This is a genomic window from Photobacterium alginatilyticum (assembly GCF_009910675.1).
Classification (GTDB): domain Bacteria; phylum Pseudomonadota; class Gammaproteobacteria; order Enterobacterales; family Vibrionaceae; genus Photobacterium; species Photobacterium alginatilyticum.
This window is the reverse complement of sequence record NZ_RSEJ01000003.1, coordinates 270,530-292,693: the sequence shown is the minus strand read 5'-3', so window position 1 is coordinate 292,693 and position 22,164 is coordinate 270,530. Positions and strand designations below refer to the sequence as shown.

General features: G+C 47.3%; 18 protein-coding genes. 13 read left to right on the top strand and 5 right to left on the bottom strand.

The features are described 5' to 3' along the window. Window positions 1-117: 117 nt before the first annotated feature. The 11 genes from EIZ48_RS05035 (at window position 118) to trxC (ending at window position 11,706) form a co-directional block, all read left to right on the top strand. Entirely contained in the window at window positions 118-1,641 is a 1,524-nt protein-coding gene (locus EIZ48_RS05035; protein WP_240152869.1) for a hypothetical protein, read from the top strand. Window positions 1,642-1,655: 14 nt separating this feature from the next. Beyond that, entirely contained in the window at window positions 1,656-2,492 is an 837-nt protein-coding gene (locus tag EIZ48_RS05030; RefSeq protein ID WP_089153686.1) for a hypothetical protein, read from the top strand. A 133-nt stretch (window positions 2,493-2,625) separates the two neighbouring features. After that, a complete protein-coding gene (locus EIZ48_RS05025; RefSeq protein WP_160648983.1) occupies window positions 2,626-3,906 on the top strand; it encodes an OmpA family protein in 1,281 nt (426 codons plus the stop codon). Between the two features lie 259 nt (window positions 3,907-4,165). After that, window positions 4,166-5,611 (top strand): catalase, encoded by a 1,446-nt coding sequence (locus tag EIZ48_RS05020; RefSeq protein WP_160648982.1) that lies wholly within the window; start codon window positions 4,166-4,168, stop codon window positions 5,609-5,611. A gap of 143 nt (window positions 5,612-5,754) precedes the next feature. Next, window positions 5,755-6,822, top strand: a complete 1,068-nt coding sequence (gene dhaK / locus EIZ48_RS05015) for a dihydroxyacetone kinase subunit DhaK (protein WP_160648981.1) — start codon at window positions 5,755-5,757, stop codon at window positions 6,820-6,822. Window positions 6,823-6,836: 14 nt separating this feature from the next. Further along, complete coding sequence (gene dhaM / locus EIZ48_RS05010) at window positions 6,837-7,562, top strand: dihydroxyacetone kinase phosphoryl donor subunit DhaM (RefSeq protein WP_160648980.1); 726 nt, start codon at window positions 6,837-6,839, stop codon at window positions 7,560-7,562. A 257-nt stretch (window positions 7,563-7,819) separates the two neighbouring features. Beyond that, window positions 7,820-8,212 carry a FixH family protein gene (locus EIZ48_RS05005; protein ID WP_240152868.1) on the top strand — a complete coding sequence of 131 codons (393 nt, stop codon included), beginning with the start codon at window positions 7,820-7,822 and terminating at the stop codon, window positions 8,210-8,212. 97 nt (window positions 8,213-8,309) lie between these two features. Beyond that, complete coding sequence (locus EIZ48_RS05000) at window positions 8,310-9,467, top strand: cytochrome-c peroxidase (RefSeq protein ID WP_240152867.1); 1,158 nt, start codon at window positions 8,310-8,312, stop codon at window positions 9,465-9,467. 21 nt (window positions 9,468-9,488) lie between these two features. Further along, entirely contained in the window at window positions 9,489-10,508 is a 1,020-nt protein-coding gene (locus EIZ48_RS04995; protein ID WP_160648978.1) for a hypothetical protein, read from the top strand. A 409-nt stretch (window positions 10,509-10,917) separates the two neighbouring features. Then, entirely contained in the window at window positions 10,918-11,115 is a 198-nt protein-coding gene (locus tag EIZ48_RS04990) for a hypothetical protein (RefSeq protein WP_160648977.1), read from the top strand. Between the two features lie 153 nt (window positions 11,116-11,268). Then, window positions 11,269-11,706 (top strand): thioredoxin TrxC, encoded by a 438-nt coding sequence (gene trxC / locus EIZ48_RS04985; protein ID WP_160648976.1) that lies wholly within the window; start codon window positions 11,269-11,271, stop codon window positions 11,704-11,706. A gap of 73 nt (window positions 11,707-11,779) precedes the next feature. On the opposite strand, the gene EIZ48_RS04980 is transcribed toward trxC, so the two are convergent. Both EIZ48_RS04980 and EIZ48_RS04975 read right to left on the bottom strand, forming a co-directional pair. Then, window positions 11,780-12,499: an SDR family NAD(P)-dependent oxidoreductase gene (locus EIZ48_RS04980; protein WP_160648975.1), complete on the bottom strand. Its 720-nt coding sequence runs from the start codon at window positions 12,497-12,499 to the stop codon at window positions 11,780-11,782. A gap of 31 nt (window positions 12,500-12,530) precedes the next feature. Next, window positions 12,531-12,890, bottom strand: a complete 360-nt coding sequence (locus tag EIZ48_RS04975) for a DoxX family protein (RefSeq protein ID WP_160648974.1) — start codon at window positions 12,888-12,890, stop codon at window positions 12,531-12,533. 83 nt (window positions 12,891-12,973) lie between these two features. Here EIZ48_RS04975 and EIZ48_RS04970 point away from each other — a divergent pair, with 83 nt between their 5' ends. Continuing rightward, complete coding sequence (locus EIZ48_RS04970) at window positions 12,974-13,894, top strand: LysR family transcriptional regulator (protein ID WP_160648973.1); 921 nt, start codon at window positions 12,974-12,976, stop codon at window positions 13,892-13,894. Between the two features lie 627 nt (window positions 13,895-14,521). Further along, window positions 14,522-18,058, top strand: a complete 3,537-nt coding sequence (locus EIZ48_RS04965; RefSeq protein ID WP_240152866.1) for an Ig-like domain-containing protein — start codon at window positions 14,522-14,524, stop codon at window positions 18,056-18,058. Between the two features lie 53 nt (window positions 18,059-18,111). Here EIZ48_RS04965 and EIZ48_RS04960 read toward each other — a convergent pair whose 3' ends face one another. Genes EIZ48_RS04960 through fdhF form a run of 3 tightly spaced genes read right to left on the bottom strand, consistent with a single transcriptional unit; the run spans window position 18,112 to window position 22,127 of the window. Continuing rightward, window positions 18,112-18,948, bottom strand: coding sequence for an FAD/NAD(P)-binding protein (locus tag EIZ48_RS04960; RefSeq protein ID WP_160648972.1), 837 nt, complete (start codon window positions 18,946-18,948; stop codon window positions 18,112-18,114). Then, complete coding sequence (locus tag EIZ48_RS04955; protein WP_160648971.1) at window positions 18,941-20,029, bottom strand: 4Fe-4S dicluster domain-containing protein; 1,089 nt, start codon at window positions 20,027-20,029, stop codon at window positions 18,941-18,943. The genes EIZ48_RS04960 and EIZ48_RS04955 overlap by 8 nt, the downstream gene beginning before the upstream one ends. A gap of 1 nt (window position 20,030) precedes the next feature. Beyond that, window positions 20,031-22,127, bottom strand: coding sequence for a formate dehydrogenase subunit alpha (gene fdhF, locus EIZ48_RS04950; protein WP_240152865.1), 2,097 nt, complete (start codon window positions 22,125-22,127; stop codon window positions 20,031-20,033). Between the last annotated feature and the right edge of the window lie 37 nt (window positions 22,128-22,164).

The window sequence follows — 22,164 nt, the reverse complement described above, 5'->3', positions numbered from 1 at the left end:
TTCACTTGTGAATGTTCAATCGATAATGCCTGCCTGTTTTTCGAAACAAACATTAAACAATCATCAGGGACTGATGATGCTAGGTATATCAACAAACACTAAAATAAGAGAGAAGCTATGAACGATTTGATTCAGTTAGCCTCACAATACCGTGGGCTACTGTCTGTTGTGGTATCCACACTGTCCTTTTTGGTAATTACTTACGTGTGGTGGAGTAGAATTTCACTGTGGTTAAAGTCAATTTCCTACCGCCTTCCACTCATCGGCACCAACAACCGCCTATCACGTCGTCTTGAAATAGACGATCAGGGTTGGTTTAACGCTGAACGTGAAGTCTGTAACTCATTCGTTCGCGAATACGACAAATACAGCGCTGATGAAGAGCACTACCAACAGGCAAGCATCTACCTGGATAAAGTCGGAGACAAAGGGATCACTCCACTTAAATGGTACCACTGGCTTGGTCTATCGGTTCTGGTTCTCATCGAAGCAGCGGGTTTTGCCTATGTATTGGCTGGCTTTACCCTTCAGGACGCGAGTGAAGCGCTGCAAAAAGAAGCAGCGATTGCGATTGCGATGCTGATCAGTGCTTTGTTGGTAGTACTTACTCACGCTATGGGTGGTGAGCTATACCGTAACCAGCAAATCGACAAAGTACGACTACGTTGGCAGAACTCGCCTAACAAGCCAAACATCATCGAGCCAAACAACAGTGTGAGCTTGAAGTCGAAGCAAAACCACATCGATGACAATGAACCGGGCTGGCAGCAAATGGCTAACCGTCTTGACAAGGTTAATGCCAACTTCTCCAAAACCTGGGTGATGACAATCGTAACGTTGATCTTCATTGTTATCGTTGCCTCTGGCGCAACCTACGTTCGTGGACAGGTACTTGAAAAACTTGCCATTGAACAAGTTCAAGGAGAAGTTTCTTCTACTGATGATGTATTCACTTTTGACGACCCGTTTGCACCACCAGCAGAAGCGATCGAAACGAACGACGCTGCAGATAAGAAAGCCTTGCAAGAAAAAATGTCAGCCCACAAGAAAGCAGGCTGGACAACCTTCATCATCCTGGCCGTTATCTTCATTGCGATGCAGTGTTACAGTATTTACCTGGGTTTCAAAACAACCTTCTCAGGTAAAGAGTCCAAAGATGCCTACGGCTACGTTCATGAGTTCGAAAACGTAACCAGCTTCGTCGCCCACCACAATGCGAAACGTGATGAAGTCGCCCGTATCGCGCAACGCGTACTGTCTCATCTGCAGGCTAAAATTTCTCGTTACGCCCAGAAGAACTCTGGTGAACAGCAAGTACTGCACGCTGCGGCAAACCCGACTAACCGAAATTTCATCAACTTCATCAAGCTGGAAGTACTGCGTCACACCCAGAAAGTTACATTGGCTGAAACGGCTAAACCAGCACCAGTTCAGCCAGCTGTAGCGCCAGTTACTCCAACGCCCGCGGCCCCAGCTGCTTCAGCTGAAGGTGATATTGATCCTGCTATTATTGCACGAGTGAAAAATCACGATATCGAAGGTCTTTCTGACGAAGTTGTTATCAAAGCGATGGCACAAATCAAGCAGCAGAAAGAAGAAACGCCGGAAGAGCGTCTGGCGCGTCTTCAGGCAATGGTATAAACAAGGATCACATAATGAAAAGATCATGGATTCTTCCGGCTCTGCTAACTCTTGGTTGTAGCCTGTCTGCCAATGCTGCGATTGATCGCAATGATGTGCCGAGCTGTACAAGTTCGTTACCTCAAGAGCTGGTTAACCACTCGAATGAGCGTGAACTGTTCATTGTTCTCGACCGTACGATGGCGCACAGCCTGCATGACAACATGAAGAGCGAAATGTATCAGCAGATCAAGCGCTTCCTTGAACCTGGTGATGCTGTTCAAATGGTTCAGTTCTCGTCGTTCTACAACGATGGCTATACCAATATCGCGTTTCAGGGTAAGACGGATTTGCCACTTGCGCCCGAGCAACGTAACCATGTCAGAAAATCTCAGCTGGCGAAGCTTGATAAGTGCCTGAAGAAGCAGTCGGTGTTCTTCGTCAACAAAATCGGTCAAACACTGAAAGACTCTTTTGTTGCCCAGGAAACCCCAACCAATACCGAGCTGATTGGCACCCTAAGTGACATTGCCAGCCAGATTGTCGCCAACTCTTCTGCCAAGCGTAAGGTTGTTCTGCTCGTTAGCGACATGCTGGAAAACTCGGATATTACCTCCTTCTACGGTAACGGCCGTATCCGTACGATTGACCCGCAGAAAGAGCTTGCTCTGGTTAGCCAAAAGAGCATGTTTACAGACTTTGCGAATGCGGATATCTACATCATTGGTACCGGCGTACTACCTGGCGGTCAGTCCTATGTTTCAACTCAAAAGATGAAACAACTGCAGACTTTCTGGCAGGGATACTTCCAGCAAAGTAATGCCAAGCTCCTGGGGATGGGGCGGCCTATGTTACTTAGCCAAATGAAGTAACACTCAATACCCAACAAGCCAACTTATGTTGGCTTGTTGGGTGTTTGCTTTAAACAAATAGAATCTTGTAGTCCAATCGCTGACTTAACCCTGACTGCAAAAGATCCACTTTGAAAAGGACTAGGTTATCAACGTGCTTAACGTATTCACTGGCTATCAACACAACAGCTCGAAGCTTGCCAGAAAACTACTCTTAGGCTTGGGTCTCCTCTTGGTATTATCTGGTTGTTCTTCCACCGATAAGGTAAAGACCACCGAAAAAAAGGGCTATTCGGACCAGCAACTTGCTCAAATGTACGCATCCGAGATGGACATCCGGACTGAAGATATCTACCTGTCTAATAACGGCAGCAAAAAGAAAGTGGGCACCAAAACCACGTTTCTCAAATTATTCAAATCCGGTGAGACAACGATCACCAACCGCTCTTACCGGGGCTACTTCTACGGTCGCTCGCTAAATATCAACAAAAGGCAGTCATATGTGTTGATCCTTGGCCATACCGACAACAGCGGTAAGGCTGACTTGAACCTGAAAGTCTCTGATAAGAGAGCCAAGTCAATCAGCAACGAATTGCTCACGTTCAAGGTCAACAATAAACATGTCTATTACAAAGGGCTAGGCGAATACCAGCCTGTCGCCTCCAACAAAACTGCCGCGGGAAAAGCCCTTAACCGCCGGGTAGAATTGCTGGAATTCTATAACTTCGATGATCTGCAAGCCTACTACGATCACCACTATGCAACGCTTTTAACCGCCAAGTATTACGAGCGCAAAAAGCAGAACCAACAGCAGCAGAAGAAGAACCAGACAGCCAGCAACAAGCGTAAAACCCCGCCCAAGAAGCTTCCGACGAAGAACTATATCAACTTTGGCGGCGAGCCTTACGATATCAATAAAGTCGATATTGTTGACGCCCTTGGTCCGATCAAGCAAAGTCGCTGGGCCTTGTTCAGCAAGGCATTTGCCAACGAGCCACCGCCCCCAACTTGCCTTGACGATATGCCGAAAGACAAGATTAAGGAAAAGACCCTATCGACCAGCGACTATCTACCGGGAATGAGCCACAAGGCCTGGTGGGCAAAAATGGGGAAAAATGCTGTGCTGATCAACCCTGTCGCCATCGCTAAAAAAGACGCAACGCCAGTCGCAATCCCGACGGTAAGCATCTATAAGAACTATAAAACGAACAAGAAAGCGCTGGCAAAGTATCCTTCTGCAGTAAAAGTATACAATGCAGAGGACAATATTCTTTTCCGCCTGTTCATTGAAGATAAAAAGTCTTCACTGCGCTGTATTGACCTTGTGCTTCCAAAGTACGCGACTTCAAAAGAGTACTCTGCACTCAAAGGCAAACTGTATTACAACGCAACAAGAGGGATCAGAATGGTTGATTTTCTTCCTAAGAAACCATAACCCCCTTATCGGCAGGATACCCACCCTACTCTTTGGGCGGGTATCCCGTTTACGGCTTTCATTACCACTCTCGACATAACACCTCATAACCTCAGTCCACATAACGTCTTTGCACCAAACGCTTATCCACCATAAGTCCTTCAGGCTTGTAACCTCTTTTCATTAAGTGGTTTTACTTATTGATAAGATAGAAACTACGAATTTCACCTATTGAACGGGCTAGCTTATCTTTAATTCAGACCCCAAAAGGAGCTGTCCCATGACAAAGAAAACACTGACTCAAGCAAACGGTTCGCCTGTCGTCGATAATGACAATAGCCTGACAGCCGGTGCCAGGGGCCCTATCTTGCTACAAGATACCTGGCTTGTGGAAAAACTGGCTCATTTCGACCGGGAGCGAATCCCCGAGCGTGTCGTACACGCCAAAGGCTCTGCTGCATTCGGTACGTTTACGGTAACTCATGACATCACCCAATATACCAAGGCCGATATTTTTTCTGAGGTAGGTAAACAAACCGATGTCTTATTGCGTTTTTCAACGGTAGCCGGCGAGAAAGGTGCAGCCGACGCCGAGCGTGATGTGCGTGGTTTCGCACTGAAATTCTATACCAATGAAGGCAACTGGGATCTTGTCGGCAACAACACGCCAGTTTTCTTCATCCGCGATCCACTGAAATTTCCTGACTTTATCCATACTCAAAAACGCAATCCAAAAACAAACCTTCGAAGTGCAACAGCCGCCTGGGACTTCTGGTCTCGCCATCCCGAATCGCTTCATCAGATCATGATCCTGTTCAGTGATCGAGGTATTCCGACAGATTACCGCCACATCAATGGCTACGGCAGCCACACTTTTAGCTTCATTAATAAAAACAATGAGCGTTTTTACGTCAAGTTCCACTTCAAAACCCAGCAAGGGCATCGCCACTATACCGACGAAGAAGCCGCCACTATCATTGGTAAAAGTCGGGAATCCTCTCAGGTCGATCTGTTTATGAGTATCGAGGAAGGACAATTTCCACGATGGGACGTCAAAGTCCAAATCATGACCGAGAAGCAAGCCGGTGAGTATGCCATACACCCATTTGACCTCACCAAGGTCTGGCCTCATGGTGACTTCCCACTGATCGATGTGGGTACCCTGGAGCTAAACCGGAACCCGGATAACTACTTTGCCGAAGTAGAACAAGCCGCCTTTACCCCTGCCAATATCGTTCCGGGAATAGGCTATTCGCCAGATCGCATGTTGCAGGGCCGCCTGTTTTCCTATGGCGATACACAGCGCTACCGCCTCGGTGTCAACCATGGCCAGCTACCGGTAAACAAGCCAAAGCCTACGGTTAATACAACCCATCGCGACGGCAGTATGCGCGCCGATGACAATGGCGGCAGCAATCTTAACTATGCGCCAAACCACCACAATAGCTATACCCCGAGCCACGATGCCGAGCCGGCACTGGCGCTAGAGCGCGAAGCCCTGCACTTCGACTTCAGAGACTACGATGATGACTACTACAGCCAGCCGGGGAACTTGTTCCGCCTGATGGACAAAAACCAGCAGCAACGCCTCATCGGCAACATCATGGCGTCGATGAGCGACGTGGATAACGACCAGATCAAAAAACAGCAAGTACTCCATTTCTACCAGGCAGACAAAGAATTAGGTCAGGCTCTCGCTGAAGGGCTCGACATTAAGATCGACTAGTAGCGGCTATCGTTCGCGATACGTTGTGCTCCCTTATTCAAGGCTCCTCTATGGAGCCTTTCCTTCTGTGTTCAGTCCTATGAAGCAATTTGGCGACCGTCTACTAACATAAACAGACAGCTTCCCTGTCTGAAAGGCCCCCAATGAAAAAGATGATCAACCACGTTGATAACGTCGTCAGAGAACAGCTTGAGGGAATGGCCGAAGCCTATCCTGAGCTCACTATAAACCTTGACCCTTATTATATCTGTCGCTCGTCTCAGGGACGTCCGAAAGTTGCTTTGATATCTGGCGGAGGCAGCGGTCACGAACCTATGCACGGCGGTTTCGTGGGTTATGGAATGCTTGATGCTGCATGCCCCGGTGAGATTTTCACCTCGCCTACCCCAGATCAGATGTACGAATGCGGCCGACAGGTGGATCGTGGCGAAGGGGTACTATTTCTTGTCAAAAACTATACCGGTGATGTCATGAACTTTGAGGCAGCCGTTGAGCTGCTGCATGCTGATGGCATAAACGTTCAGGCCACCCTTATTGATGATGACGTCGCGGTAAAAGACAGCCTTTACACAGCCGGTCGCAGAGGTGTTGCCGCAACCGTTCTGGCAGAAAAAATACTCGGTGCAGCCACTGAAGTCGGCTACACCCTGGAGCAATGCTGCGAACTGGCCAAACGTATCGCCAATCAGGCACGCTCAATAGGTGTAGCCCTGTCAGCCTGTACGGTGCCCGCTGCTGGAAAACCCGGGTTTCAGTTGAAAGACAGCGAGGTTGAGTTTGGCGTTGGCATTCATGGCGAACCGGGTATCAAAAAAGCACCGTATTCAGACTGCAATACAACGACCAATGAAATGATGGCGCAACTGCTCGACAACACACCGTATCAACGCACTGTGCGACGCTGGAACGGCAGCAGCTATCAATGGCAGGATGAGCAATGGGTAACCTCGGCAATCGAGCAGGGAGACAAGGTCATCGTGCTGGTTAACAGTCTCGGCGGCACACCGTTATCTGAGTTATTTGCTGTTTACCGGAAAGCTGCAGAAGTTCTGGCTCAAGCAGGGATCAACATCGAGCGCAGGCTCATCGGTAGCTATTGCACGTCGCTCGATATGCAAGGCGTCTCCATCACCCTGCTTAAAGTAGACGATGAGATGCTGACACTGTGGGACCAGCCCGTTAACACGCCAGCCCTGCGCTGGGGCATCTAGTTGTAACAACGCTTATGGTCAGCCTTGTTATTGTTTCCCATAGCCTGAAGCTTGCACAAGGATTGTTGGAGCTTGCCGGACAGGTAACTCAGGGCAAGGTCAATATTGCGATAGCCGCTGGTATTGATGATCCTGAAAACCCAATTGGTACAGATGCCGTTGCGGTCATGGAGGCGATAGAAGCTGTATATTCAGTGGATGGCGTGCTGGTAATGGTCGATTTAGGCAGTGCGATCCTCAGTGCAGAAACAGCGCTCGATCTCATCGAACCCAGTCTACATAAAACAGTCCGAATCTGTACCGCCCCTATTGTCGAGGGCTGTATTGCCGCCAGTGTCTCAGCGGCATCAGGCTTGCCGCTCGAGGCGGTCATCCAGGAGGCAAACAATGCCCTTACCGCCAAAACCCAAGCGCTTGAGCAACCACTGAAACCAGAAGAGCCAAAAAACAACAATGCAGAAGTTACTGCCAGCCACCATGAACCACAAACCTTTATCTGGAAGGTTCACCACACCCACGGGCTCCATATCCGCCCCGCCGCAACCCTTGCGACGACGCTTCGCTCTTTCAGCGCACAAATAAGGCTGGCTAAAGCTGGTCAATCTGTTGATGCCAAAAATATCAACAACCTGTTATCGCTAAACATCCAGCACAACGACACGCTTATCTTCACCATCGTTGGCGAGGATGCCGAACAGGCCGTCGAAGTATTGAAGAAATTATCAACAAACAATTATTAGTTAATTGACAAAAAGTCGCTTCTATATTTTCACGTAATTTAGTTTTAAACAGGCGCACAAAAACCATTAAGCTTCAGATATAAAATAACAATATTATTTACTCTGTAATATAACGCTAACCCGCCAGCTATTATCAATGTTTTTATTGTGGTTATTCTCAAAGCTGAGATTGAAGATGACTATCACCAAAACAATACTAAAACAACAAATACAACAATTAATAAAGCTAGGTTTCCGTGTTTATAAAATATATCTTAATGACTTTCATCCTGATGTTAGCTCATCCTCTGTTTGCTGGTACTGCGCTGCCTATTAGCGTGCAGAGTGCCAACTATAACGTCAACGCTGCGCCAGAAGACTTCCCTATCACATTGAATAACATACACTCCTGGCTCATCATCATTGATGACACTTCAGGACAGCCAGTTGAGAATTTAGATTTTACTGTCAAGGGAGGCATGCCTGAGCACCAGCACGGACTCCCCTCCCAGCCAAAGCTAATTGATGAAATCAATCCGGGCAAATACATTGTTGATGGCGTGAAATTTAATATGTACGGGAAGTGGCAGATTGAACTTATTGGTATTAATAATAGTTCAGAGTTCTATCAAAAAATAGAAATTGATTTAGATCATGACAACGCTAATTAAAATATCATCAATAGTCTCATGTGCTACGGCTTTATTAGCTACTAGCCTAATAATTAATATATCAACACCTGAAGATGCACAATGGAGTCAAAAAGAGTTGGCTATTCTTAGCAGCTTGCGCCTCCCTGCAAAATGGAAGGTAAATGACACCTCAAATCTATATCTACACAACAAACAAGCGGTATTGCTTGGAGAACGACTTTTCAGTGACACCCAGCTAAGCAGATCTAAACAAGTTGCCTGTGCTAGCTGCCACCAGCCAGAACATTATTTCACTCTTAAACCAGGAAATGAGCTATCAATAACAAAGCAAGTCCCGTCATTGCTCGGTGCAGCCAACTATAACTGGTACATGCTTGACGGAAGGGCTGATAGCCTTTGGGCCCAGGCCCTGAAGCCCCTGGAGAACCACATCGAACACGGCGGTACACGCACTCAGTATGTACTACACGTCCTCGACAAATACTCACAACGTTACCAATCCATTTTTGGCCCTATTCCTGATGAGCTCACCGGTGCAGTACTGCCAGCCCAAGCCTCCCCAAGCAGCCAGTATCCTGTAGAGCAACAACTGTGGCACCAGCTAGACAAACCTATCCAAGAGGCCATTAACCGGGTTTTCGCGAATATTGGGAAATCTCTTGCTGCTTATCAGGCAACCCTATGGCCGGTGGCTACCCGATTTGATCGTTATGTCGATCAAATAATGACTGCAACAGAGAAGTCGGCTCCGACTCGAGATCCTCTCCTGGATGCACAAGAAGTCGCTGGGCTTAAAATTTTCATCAGCGAGCAAGGGCAATGCTTCCGATGCCATAATGGCCCATTGCTATCTAATGGCGGATTTCACGCCACAACCATTCCCGAACCTCATCCTGATGCGCAAAAAGGACACTGGAGTGGCCTTGAACTTGCCTTTGCCGATCCATTCAACTGTCTGGGCCGCTATAGCGACAGCCTGCCATCACAATGCAAGGAACTACGGTTCAGCAAAAGAGCCGCAGACGAACTCAAAGGAGCAACGAAGGTCCCAAGCCTGAGGAATATTTCGGCAACAGCCCCTTATATGCATGCCGGACAATTTAGCACCCTTAAAGACGTACTTCAGTACTACAACCGCGCTGCGAAGACTATCGGCATACATTCAGACATCGCAGCACTTAAGTTATTGCCCTATCAACTCAACCAGCTCGAAGCATTTCTCTTGACGCTGACGGCAGATCCCAATGATGAGTCAGCAAATGATCCGAGATAAACCTTTGAGAGGATACAATTAATGAAAAGAATGAAATTACCTCATGGTAAGGCTTGGCTAATTATTGCGGCCTATTTAGCTTGCCTTTGTTTTAGCAACCCCGGATACGCCCACGTAAGGTGGTTTATCCCCGATGGCACCAACCCAGATGTTAACCTCCCCTTCGATCTAATAGCACTTGCACTTACTGTGACAACACTCAGCCTGTTCACCTTAGCCGTACTGTTTACCCGAGTCACTATCGTGCCGCAGTCATTAAAAGTGGGTCTAACTCGCCCTGTCGTAACGTCCCATCCATGGCTATGGTACTTCTTGGTGCTGATTCTTAACTGTTACCTTGCCATTAACCTATTGCAGGGGGAATTCCTTGCCCCGAACCTTACTCTATCACCCCAGCTTGCACTGTACGGTGTCATCATCCAGGCTGCTGCTATCGTCCTTATGGCAATTTCAGTCAGCCTCACGGGTGTTGCCATTGTGATCACTTCTCTTGCACTGCTGCTTTTCTTTCCTTTTTTTATCGCGCTTGATTATCTGTTCGAGTTCTTGTTCGTTGGCCTTGCACTGGTTTTTATTGGTCCGAGCCTTAACAGAAATGACTACAGCCTTTGTAAATCCTTGGGGCAGAATAAGAATCAGTGGCGAAGAACTGCTGTTCATCTCATTCGGATAGGACTTGGGCTTCAGTTATTAGAACTGGGGATCCACAATAAACTAATGCTTCCAGGCATGGCGTTGGCATTTATCGACCAAAATGAGTACTACAATTTCTTTCCGCTACTCAACCTCCCCCAGATCAGCAACCTTCACTTCGTCCTATTCGTCGGGGTAAGTGAAACAATTATCGGGTTACTCCTGATTGCCAATCTTGCCAACCGGATAATTTACGCCCTGTTGCTGATGATATTCACCACAACTTTTCTGCTTTCTGGTTGGGATGAGCTTGTCGGACATATGCCAATCTTCATCATCCTCTTTATCTTATTGCTGGAAGCAGGGAGTTCAGATTCGGAACAAGTAAGGAGACGTGCTTGGCCATAACGCTTGGCCATTTTCGCAGTGAATATTATGTGGGGGTAATGTTCAGATATGCAACTGGGATACAGCAACATCTTCCCATTGATTCAACTCGGCCGGATAAGATGTAACCAATTAATATATAACAGTTTTATTACAATCAAGCTACGGTAGTAAATGGGCCGAAAATGACACAAAAAGAGGATGAATAAAACAATACAGGTGTACGCGAAAAATTTGATCTGTCCCCATAATTTCTCATGGGCTGGAACAGTCAAAGGTACCCCCAAACTCGTCTAATTCAAAGCATGTTTTCATACAATTTGCACTATTATGCGATATGTCACAAAGTGGATTTTATCGTCTTAACTCTTCCAATTTCGTTTGGTAAAGATAAGTTGATTTCGACGCAGGGTTTCTTTAGGAGGTAATTGTGTCTATCAATTCTATCGACCACACAGAGATTGCAGATGTTGCTTCTAAGTGGGATTACAAAGATGAAACTGCCTCAAGCGTAGCTCAATCCAAACGCCAAAAGGCAGAAGCAAGACGCCGTATCGAAATGCTTCGCGACATTCGTGATAGCGGCCTGACTATCGCGGAAGCAAAGGAGTTGGGGTTAATTCACTAACAAACAAAGTACTTAACCGAAGTCCGTTAAAGTGAAGTTAGCCAGTACTTTAACTTGATAGAAACAATCTATCGTATCAATCTATTATTCCGGCTTTTCTAATCTTGGGGTAGTCGTTACATTATTGCCAAAGACTCTTAATGGAACGCAATAATGACCACTATGACTACCCGTTGCCCACACTGCAAGGCACTCAACCGTTTCCCGACCGAACGCGTTAACGACATTGCCTCATGTGGCGCATGCAAAGATAAGTTACTGGACGGTAAGCCCGTTGAAGGCACAACCGACAACTTCCTGTCCCTGATCCAGGGCGATAAAACTGTGGTAGTCGATTTTTGGGCCCCCTGGTGTAACCCTTGTGTAGGCTTTGCACCCATCTTTGAAGATGTTGCCGCTGAGCGCGACGGGGATATTCGCTTCGTTAAAATTGATACCGAAGCTCAGCAAACGCTTGCCGCTCAATACCGGATTCGTTCTATTCCAACGATTATGGTGTTTAAAAACGGCCAGGTTATCGACACAATCAACGGTGCGCTACCTAAAGGCCAGTTCGACCAATGGCTAAACCAGGCGCTGACCAAAGCTTGAGCTAGCTTGGCAGTTAAACAGATGGATACGGCAGTGCGTATCCATCTGGATTAATGAGCCAAGCACTGACGACTTACAGCATCTTTCCCGATACCGGTATCAGCGCGCCTGACACATTCGTTTTCGATGGCTGGGTTAGATCTATCATGATCTCAGCCAATTGAATCGGATCAACCCAGGTCATTGGGTCAACGTCCGGCATGGCCTGTCGATTCACATCGGTATCCACAATAGTTGGCAGCACGGCATTAACCTTGATCCCGTATTGCGCGCCTTCAGCCGCAAGGCTTTCGACCAACCCGTTCAGAGCAAGCTTCGATGCCATATACGGCCCGAAACCAGCAGGGATATTGCGAATCGTATCTCTTGCCGAAACAAACATAATCGATCCATCTCCCCTTCGCTTCATTGCCGAAAAGACCTCTCTGCCAAGTATCCAAGCCGTTGTAAAGTTAGCACTGAACAGGCGCTCAACTTCAGTCACCTCCACGTCCTCCCATCGATTCCAGGAGTAGACGCCGGTACAGTGATAGTGAACATATATTGCCCCGCCCAAGATAGCCTGCGACTGAGAGACGAGTTGACGACAATCTTCTTCATCGGTTAAATCCCCCAATAAGACAGTTAATTTCCCGTCATATTTTCTTTCTAGCTCGGCAGCGCGCTGCTCGTCTCCTTTACGCCCGAAGCCAACAACCTGAGTACCCGACTCAATCAGCTTCTGAATGAGCGCCTGAGCGGTAACGGAAAAACAGGCGGCGACGGTGGCAGTATTTATCTTCTTGGTTTTCATTATTAATTCCTGTCGAAAAGCTGACATTGTGTTACTTGAGAGAGTATGAAAAATAGACCACCATGCTTGATAGAACCAAGGTGATCATCGCCGGGATCCCATCTTTCCATGTATCAAACCGCAGGTGACAGACAATGGCCCCCATTGATGTTCCAGCCAGCGCCAATGCGCCTAGCACTCCCCAAAAACTCCCCTGAAACCAGATAGCAATAGCGCCAAATAACTCCGTTAACCCGACCAGAAACATGAACTGGCGGTTAAAACCGTACGAATGGAAAAAGGCTAACTGCTTATCAAAAATCATCTTCTGCCAGCCTAGTAGCTTGATAGAACTGGCAAACAAGAAAAATACCGAAAGCAACCCTGTGACTACTGAAGTAAAAATATTCATTATGCTCTTTATCCTATTGATGGGTTGAAAAGAGCTTACACTCGCACCACTATTAGTATTAGTGATTACGCTTGATAACAATTATGAATAGAAATCATATTTCAAAAGTTGATCTTAACCTCTTGAAGTCATTGCACGCCTTGCTCGAAGAAAAGCATGTCGGACGGGCAGCGGCAAAAATGAATGTGAGCCAGTCTGCCATGAGTCACACATTAACCAGGCTACGAACAACCTTCAGCGATCCGCTTTTCATTCGTAATGCCAAAGGGCTAGAGCCAACCAGTTACGCCCTCGAGCTTTCAGGCAAACTGAGATTCATACTGGATGAAATAGATACCCTCTTGACACCGAAGTCCTTGAATTTAGCGACGGTAAGATGTCAGTTCAGGATCCAAACCCATGACTTTCTCATTGCGACTTACCTTGCAGACGCCTTCAGGGCGATCAAAGATGAAGCGCCAAACATCATCTTTGATATACAGATTTTAACAGCCGACAGCGACCAGAAACTGGATAAAGGTGAGCTGGAGATGATCATTGGTGCTGGCCTGCAAGCCAATCCCCGCTTTATGCAAAAGCACCTCGCCGACGAGGGACTCGTTTGCTTGCTGGATAAACACCACCCAGTGCTGGCAAACTGGAATAGCAACGCGATATTCCACTATCCCCACATCCAATCCAGCCTTCTCGATGACAAAGATGATCCCGTCACGCGGTATGGGAAAGAAGCAGGACTGCCTGAACGACAAATTGGCCTCTATACCGAGACACTCAATTCACAGTTAGCTTTGCTACCAAACTCAAACCTAATTGCTTTCCTGCCGATGTCACTCGCCAGGCAAGGTCAGCAATTTTACGGGCTCGAGCTAATGTCATGTCCCTTCCCTCTTCCTGTCGTAACCATTCGCGGAATTTGGCATGAGCGACACCAAAATGACCCTGTTCACAAGTGGATCCGAGATAAAATTGATAAAGCATTCAAGCAGCTCAAAGGAAATAAATGAAAGTGATATACCAAACACTTTAACCGTAGAGGGATTTTTCAGGTATCTGGTTGCATGGCTATATAAATTTCATGACATTATATTTAGACGCAAACCTCATCCTTTGAGTAATTGTTTTTAATCTTTTTGCAAAAAAACATGTAGAAACTCTGAGATTTAAAAACACCGAAATTAATCCTTACAAAGCATATAGCCATCTCGTTTTGATATATAATTATAAGTCAAACCGGATTTAAAACATCGCAGCAGTTCTTACAACTAATACACCCCTGTCAACCATCAACCATCAACCAACACGCAAGTGTATGATATAAAACAACAATAACAAAAAACACATGATAACTGAGAGGTTTACTTAAATAGATAAATGTAAATAAAGTTATAGCGAATATTTGGTACGCCATTATTCTAACCATCAATAAAAATAAACTTGAACAATAACACAGCTAAATTTAACCTCCCGCCACATTGTTATTTTTCATATTGAGATAACAATCAAAGGTAAGAAGCAACAAAAGTTAATTTTGTTTTTAGTTCAACTCAAAACTAAAAACGCATGTAAGGAATGACTTTTTTGAATTTGTTTTATTCAAAATAATGTAGCGTTTAAATCATTAAGGATATGGAATGCACAAGCCTATATTGATGAGTGTTTCACTCATTGCAATGTTGACTGGTTGTGGCGGTTCAGATTCAGATAATAAAACTGAACTTGAAAAAAAAGCACCACAAAATACGATTACATTTAGCGGTACGGTATATGATGGCCCAATGGCCGATACCACGGTATCTATTTATGCCGGTAACAACCTGCTCGCATCAGGAAAGACAGACAGTAATGGCCAATACTCTGTCAACGCCTCGATCCCTGTTGCTGAGTTCGACAAAATCAAAACACAACCAATCACTTACCATGCTCAACGTAATGATATTATCCTTTATCAATTCGCGGGAAAAAGTTTAGCTGAAGCGTTTGAGAGCAAAAATAATCAAAGCCTCATTACTAACTTTTCTACCGTTGAATATGTGCTTGCCGACGCGAACAAAAATAATTTTGTCACCGAGGCGGAATGGAATGCGCTGCAAAAAATCGACCGTAATGTCACGGAAAAAATGGTAGTTCGCTACGGCGTAGGCTTAAAGTCAATCATTGATTACTCGGCCACCCTGGCAGGCTTCGACAATAGTACAATTTGGTTGCGAGCCCTGCTAGACGATACCTCCTGGGAAGAATGGTACCGACTCAATATCGTACCTTACAGCGACGCATGGGCTGCATTATTTGCCGATACCTGGTTTTTAGATCAAGAAGCCGGCCGTTTCGTTGATCTCGCAGCTTGGGAACTGAAATATGACAACGTTGTCATCCCGGCCCCGACAGAACCCGTTGAGCCAGTCGTTAACTATCTCCTAATGGAAGGCTTACCGCTAAAGGTTAGTGTCGGTGATACTATCAACCCTTCTGTCAATGCATTATGGTCTAATGCCCACTCGACCAATGTGACTGCGCTTGCCAACTACGTCGTCACCCCTGAAGGCGCGTTGGTACAAAACGGCACTCAGTGGGAAGTGAAACAAGCTGGGACTATCACCCTCTCAGCTGAATACCAAGGCGCTTCCACAGAAACAACCATTGAAGCCGGTGAGCCGATCGCTGAAGTTGAGCATATCGTCATCAGTGGTGTTGACCAACAGGTCACCGTCGGTGATATTTTACGCCCGCAAGTGTCCGCAATATGGTCAGATGAGCACACAACAGAAGTAACAGGAAATACTGCCTGGGCAGTAAGCCCTGCTGATGCCGTTGTATTCACAAACGGTAACATGCAAATCGTCAAGCCAGGAAATATTCTCCTGCAAGCACAATATCAAGGTAAAACAGCCACAATCGGTGTTAATGCCGACAATGCTGTATTGGTTTCATTACGCTTAGATGCCGATAAACGCCAGCAGTATCTGGAAGATGAGTGGCAAGTATCCGCTCACGGTGTACACCAGAATGGCTACATTGTGGATTTCAGCCAGGAAGCCGAATGGGTCTCGAACAACCCAGCGATACTGGAGTCGTTAGGTAACGGTCGTTTCCTTGGCAAGGCGGTGGGCACCGCAACAATAACCGCCAAATTTGGCGAGTACAGTGCCACACTGGAATTTGATGTGGAAGCGAAGATGGTTCGCGTTAGTCTGAACTTGCCCAACGGCACCATTTCACGCGCCGAAACCTTGCAATTATCGCTCAATGGCGAATTTAATGACGGTAGCGTCAGTGTGGTCACCGATGGTGTTGTGTGGAGCAGCAGCAACCCAGAGTTCCTGACTATCGATGAAAGTGGTGTCGCCACCGGTATCGCAGAAGGCCAGTCCGTCGTTAGCGCAACCTATCAAGACTTTACCCTGGAAGAAACCGTCACCGTCATCCAGCCGAAGATCATTTCCTCCACGCCAGCGTTTGTTGATGGGGTAATGACCTTACAAGAAGGCGAAACTCTTGAGTACGGTTTTAAATTTGTCCGCTCAAATGGCGTTGAGCATGTCTTTACCGCAGCCGAGAACGGGCTGGACTTTGAATCCTATGGATTTACAGGGCAAGTTGATACATCTGGAATCAAAGTAGGAGTCATCGATAAAGATGCCGACCGTATTCGTGCAATTCGTTCAGGCGAAGATAAATTACGAATTGAAAATGTTCCGGTGGAACTACAGCAAATTTTTGTAGAACTGGGCGCCACGACTTCAGCAAATGACTATCCAAGCAGAGTGACTTTAAACGCCAAGATACTGGATAACCAAGATGTATACCAGTGGAACGCGCTGACAGGAAAAGCTCCCGTTGGTGAGACCGTAACCTTAGTGCAAGCAATACAAAGTAACAATTCGTTATATCGTTTCTGGCAAGTACAAGGCGCTGAACAAGACGGCATTTATGCTACTCAACTAACATCGGAAGGCGAGTCTGAAGCCATATTGGTACTTGCTGATTCTGAACTTGTATCAAATCAGATCATTAGCGATAACTATGACTATGTATTATTGGTAACCACTGACGCCACAGGAGCTGAAGTAAACTACCGTTACCAGTTGAGCAACGGCGCACTAACTCAAATTGCCATGGCGGATTTCCCTAATGGGAAGTTTAACTTCACTTATGACAGCTTCGCCTTTACACCAAACGGAAACTTAGTAGTAACCCATAGCGATAGTGGCGTTACACCATATGTTTATCTTTTTGAAACAGCGGTATGGGAGCAAAAAGCACAAATTCCTGGCGTTCGTATTCAAACTCCGGCCAACACAAAACAGATAGCTGTCCTAGATACAGAACAGATGAACTACAGTCCATATAGAGCGCCTGTACTCAGTGTCTTAGATTTAGAAACGCTAGAGGTTACAAGCCAAGAAATTACTTATCCGGGTGATGCTGAGTACTTCTGCCGTAGCAACGAAACACTGAGTTTTGCAGTTTCGGCAGCACTTAAGGACTCTGGAGCAGGTTGTCTCGTTTCTAAAACTGGAAGTTATGATGGCGTTGGCTACTGGCTATGGGACTCTATTGCAGAACTACCTAAGCTACACCTCTTTGCCGATGGTAAAGTTACTGCAACTGTCGAAAGCTATGCAGTAGCCTCTCGCAAACTCGATGGCCACATCGTGTTTAATGCCGGCCGACTCAAAGATGCAGCCAGAAATGAATATGTTGAGGTCGCTGAAATTGCTGATATCGAGGTTGAAGGCGTTATTGAACAGCACATACGTCATCAACGCCTAGGTAAGTTTGGCGAAAAAATGAAAGGGCAATACAGCTCTGACGCTCGCTTACAGGATGGTATGCAATTTACTCTCGACAACGTTGATGTGCCCAACGAACTAATTGCTGTATTTAACTATGGTACCGCAGTCCGGAATGAAAGCGGAAACTGGTCAAGCGATCCGCTTATGTATCAGCTACCGGTTGCGATAGACAATCAATGGAAACTATACAACCTCGGTAACACATTAATTCTTAGCAACGAAGAAAGTACGGATCCGAAGTACTGGCAGCTTCAGATGCGTAAGCCGGCAGTTGTTGAACAACCAGAAGAGCCTGTCACGCCGGAAGAACCGGTTGTTCCAGAGGAACCTGTACCACCGGTAAAACCTGAGCAGCCTGTAGATCCTGCACAGTAAATACTGTTGATACTCACCAACCATACCGATTAGGGCTACGCGTGTAGCCCTTTTTAATGGCTCGGCAACTGATCCCAGCGAAACGTCGGCCCATCGGTACAGGCATATTGGCTACCCATATAGCAATGGCCGCAGGTTCCTACTGCACAGTGCATTCGCCGCTCTATCGACAAGTAGATAGCCTGAGCCGAAACACCGTAGGCAACCAAATACTCCGCTATCGAATACATCATCGCTTCTGGCCCAGCCAGCAACACCACTTCAGGCAATTCGCCAAACGTATCCAGTACCGAAGGCAGAATATCACTCGGCGTACCGGGATATTCATTGTCACTGCCGTTTGTCAGTCCTTCTTCTATGGTGTTGTACACCGGTATAATATGCTGCCAACGTTCCCGTTCCGGATTCAGCATCTGTGCCTGCCGGGTACGGGCACCATAGACCAGTGTCAATTGGGTGTAGTTCTGCTGCTCAATAAGCAGATCGACAGCACTGACCAAAGGCGCCAGGCCACAGCCGCCTCCGATAACCAGTATGCGTTTATTGCTAATTTCATCCATAGGCCAACCCACACCAAACGGGCCACGAACACCCAATATTTGACCGGCTTCGAGCTCAAACAACGCAGAGGTCACCCCCCCCATACGGCGGATCAAAGCGCGAAAGTGACCATTCTCGTCAGGCACCTCAGTAAAACTGAACGGAGCTTCACCCAAGGACGGTACGGTGAGCATAAAAAACTGCCCGGTCTGTGTATGCTGCCAGTGAGGTTGATGTTCACAAACCGCTTTCTGAGGCTCTTTTAACAAGCGAAAATGAAAATGGCGCGTATTCTCGCCGTCATCGTAGAAATCAACTAATTCAGCTGGCAAAGGCGTTAGGCTATGCATCGTTGACTATCCTCTTCATGATCGAGTGAACACCGATAACGCCCGGACACGTTCGCTCGCACCGACCACAGCCAACGCAACCATAACGGCCAAACTCGGGAAGAAAATCATTACTGAACTTGTGATACCAAAAACGCTTCACCCGCTCGCCAGCCTGTTCAGTCGGGTTATGAAAACTGGCTTCACGCTGGAAACCTTCATATAGGCAAGAATCCCAAAACCTTACCTGCTGAGTCACAGGCTGATCTTTCTCATTCAGGCAGTCTTGTCCTGCCAGGCTGCCTTGAATTACCAGGCTCTCTTGAGTGGAGTTATTAGCACCCTGATCAATTTGCAGACTCTGCGTTCCATAGCAAGAGCAGGTCGGGCACAAGGTCGTACAGCCGGAACAACCAAGACACTGCACACCAACGTCCTGCCAGAATGAAGCCGACATATCATCGGCATGAAGCTTGTTGATCCCTGTACTGATATACGAATGGTCTTCAAACTGCTGTTCGCAATGGCTCAAATCATCCCAGCGGAGACTTATATCATGAGGGGTGGCCTGAACAAGCGGTAAACCTTTAAGCGATTCTTTGCCCACTGCAGTAATAGCCACCAGTAACCAATTGCCATCTGACAACGGATGCAAAATCAAATCTGCCGTTTCATCCCGAACACCCGGCCCGGCATTGACCAAGTAGCAAAACCCTTCCTGACAAGGGTGAACACAGTCTATTCCCACCAACAGTGCGCGCTGTCGACGGGCCTGATAATAGGGATCCTGCTCAAAGAAAATATCCTGATAGTGAATTGCCATCAAATCGCAGCTCAACACCCCAAAAAGGACGAAAGGCTCTGGCTCAGGTAATGTTTCGCGAAAAAACTCACCATCGAAAACATACAGCGGCTCTTGCTCAGCAAAGAAGAAGCTTTTAGCCGAACTCAATGGCATGTTATGGGTTATTGGCTGAAACTCACCCTGCTCAACATGCTGCCAATGAGGATCCCCGCCATCGTCGACGACCTGAAAAAACTGACGGGAGCGGGACAAATGAAGTTGCAGTTCATGAAGCGACTCTAGTAAGTACTGCTGCATCCTACTTTTCCTCCCATAATTGCTGAACAGTTTTGGGGGCTTGGTTAGGTGGAAGCGGAAATACCGATACGGCACAGGCTTTCAGCTCGGGCATTTTGGTAATAGGATCCTGAGCCGTATTGGTTAACTGATTCGAAGGGGCTTCCTTGAAGTGGTAAGGCATGCTGACCAAGCCCGGCGGCACATCATCCGTTATTATGGCACGCGTCTCCAGATACCCGCGACGAGAGCGAACTCCTATTGGCGAATAGCGCTGGAGTTGAAGCGCTTTCGCATCATGCGGATTAATAAACAACACGCCCGCAGGCGTTTCTCTCTCCAGCAATGGCGACTTACGTGTCATCGACCCGCAGCCATAATGAAAGTGCAAACGGTTGGTGGTCAGCACAAGTGGAAACTGCTCATCGGCAGGTTCGTCAATGTCAATACAGTGAACAGGCAATAACTTGGCCTTTCCAATGGGAAAGCTGTCGCAATGCAGTATTTCAGTCCCCTGTGGTGCCCCCTGATTGCAGGGCCACTGCAATCCCTGATGCCGATCCAGCCCTGTGTAAGTCATCCCCTGATAGGCTGGCGTCAGCGTTGCCATCTCATCAAATACCTGCTCGCTTGTCTCCCAGCTCAATAACTGGCTACCCAGTTGTTCAGCCAAGGCTTTTAACCACTGCCAGTCACTCTTCGCTGTACCGGGAGGAGTCAGTACTTGCGATATTCGCTGTACTCGTCGCTCGCAGTTGGTGAAAGTCCCCGCTTTCTCGGCAAACGAGGCCGCAGGCAAAACAAAATCAGCCAGCTTGGCGGTTTCGGTCATGGTCAGCTCGGCAACAACCAGCAGGTCCAGTGCCTTTAGTGCCGCTTTAACATGATTCTGATCCGGGTCGGTCACAACCGGGTCTTCTCCGAACAACACCAATCCACGAAAATCACCAGACAGAGTGGCCTTAGTCATACCCAGCGAGGTTAGACCCGGCTTGCCTGCAACCTCTTCTCCCCAGCTCTTGGCAAATTTACTCTGAACTTCAGGGGCGCTGGCATCCTGATAACCGGGATACACATTAGGCAAGCAACCCATATCACAGGCGCCCTGCACATTATTCTGGCCGCGCAACGGATTAATACCCGTGCCAGGGCGGCCCACCTGCCCACACACCAAGGCCAAATCAGCAAGAGCAATCACGTTCTGGGTTCCACTGACAAACTGGGTAATACCCATCCCATACATGATCATCGCACTGTTTGCCTGACTATATGCCCGGGCCACCTTGCGGACTAGATCAGCACTGACGCCAGTAACCGATTCAACAGATTCCGGTGTCGCATGTTCAACCTTACTTGCCAAGGACTCGAAACCATCACAACGTTCATCAATAAAAGACTGGTTATGCCATTGCTGCGCAATGATGGTGTGCAGCATCGCATTGATAAGTGCGATATTACTGCCTGGTTTGAGCTGCACATGGATATCCGCAACTTTTGCCAACCGCGTTACCCTGGGATCAATGACAATTAGCTGCGCCCCTTTTTGCTGGGCATCGATAATGTGACCGCCGAGAATGCTATGGTTTTCCGTCGGATCGGCACCGATCACCACGATCAAATCCGTTTTATAAATATCACTCGCACTATTGGTCATCGCACCTGAGCCTAGGGTCTGTTTCAGGCCAGCAACCGTCGGGCTGTGGCAGATCCGTGCACAGTGATCAATATTGTTGGTTTTCAATACTGCACGAGCAAACTTCTGCGCCGCATAGTTATCTTCATTGGTTGCGCGGGCACTGGAAATCACCCCGACTGCCTCAGGTCCGGTTTCATCTAATATGGCTTTTAGGGAATCCCCTATCGACGCCAGGGCCTCGTCCCAACTAATAGGCTGGAATCGCCCCTTGATCCGTTTCAACGGTTGGGTAATTCGGTTGACGGGGTGAATTGCGTAGGCAGTACTCCAGCCTTTATCACACAGTTTACCGCGGCTTATTGGATGGCTGATCTGTGGTTCAACACCGATCAAATTTTGTTGTTCATCGACTTTAAGGCATATACCACAGCCCACTCCGCAGAATGGACAAATAGTTTTAACAATCGAGGCAGTCATAGTCATTACACACCATGTCCGGTACTGGTCTGAGTATAGCAAC

What these genes read in the sequence shown, in the direction of transcription:
- EIZ48_RS04965 (WP_240152866.1), top strand. Translation starts at nt 14,522, where the DNA reads ATGCACAAGCCTATATTGATGAGTGTTTCACTCATTGCAATGTTGACT.
- EIZ48_RS04995 (WP_160648978.1), top strand. Translation starts at nt 9,489, where the DNA reads ATGAAAAGAATGAAATTACCTCATGGTAAGGCTTGGCTAATTATTGCG.
- EIZ48_RS04955 (WP_160648971.1), bottom strand. Translation starts at nt 20,029, where the DNA reads ATGCAGCAGTACTTACTAGAGTCGCTTCATGAACTGCAACTTCATTTG.
- EIZ48_RS05030 (WP_089153686.1), top strand. Translation starts at nt 1,656, where the DNA reads ATGAAAAGATCATGGATTCTTCCGGCTCTGCTAACTCTTGGTTGTAGC.
- dhaM (WP_160648980.1), top strand. Translation starts at nt 6,837, where the DNA reads ATGGTCAGCCTTGTTATTGTTTCCCATAGCCTGAAGCTTGCACAAGGA.
- EIZ48_RS04980 (WP_160648975.1), bottom strand. Translation starts at nt 12,499, where the DNA reads ATGAAAACCAAGAAGATAAATACTGCCACCGTCGCCGCCTGTTTTTCC.
- EIZ48_RS04975 (WP_160648974.1), bottom strand. Translation starts at nt 12,890, where the DNA reads ATGAATATTTTTACTTCAGTAGTCACAGGGTTGCTTTCGGTATTTTTC.
- EIZ48_RS04960 (WP_160648972.1), bottom strand. Translation starts at nt 18,948, where the DNA reads ATGCATAGCCTAACGCCTTTGCCAGCTGAATTAGTTGATTTCTACGAT.
- EIZ48_RS05020 (WP_160648982.1), top strand. Translation starts at nt 4,166, where the DNA reads ATGACAAAGAAAACACTGACTCAAGCAAACGGTTCGCCTGTCGTCGAT.
- EIZ48_RS05005 (WP_240152868.1), top strand. Translation starts at nt 7,820, where the DNA reads ATGACTTTCATCCTGATGTTAGCTCATCCTCTGTTTGCTGGTACTGCG.
- trxC (WP_160648976.1), top strand. Translation starts at nt 11,269, where the DNA reads ATGACCACTATGACTACCCGTTGCCCACACTGCAAGGCACTCAACCGT.
- EIZ48_RS05035 (WP_240152869.1), top strand. Translation starts at nt 118, where the DNA reads ATGAACGATTTGATTCAGTTAGCCTCACAATACCGTGGGCTACTGTCT.
- dhaK (WP_160648981.1), top strand. Translation starts at nt 5,755, where the DNA reads ATGAAAAAGATGATCAACCACGTTGATAACGTCGTCAGAGAACAGCTT.
- EIZ48_RS04970 (WP_160648973.1), top strand. Translation starts at nt 12,974, where the DNA reads ATGAATAGAAATCATATTTCAAAAGTTGATCTTAACCTCTTGAAGTCA.
- fdhF (WP_240152865.1), bottom strand. Translation starts at nt 22,127, where the DNA reads ATGACTATGACTGCCTCGATTGTTAAAACTATTTGTCCATTCTGCGGA.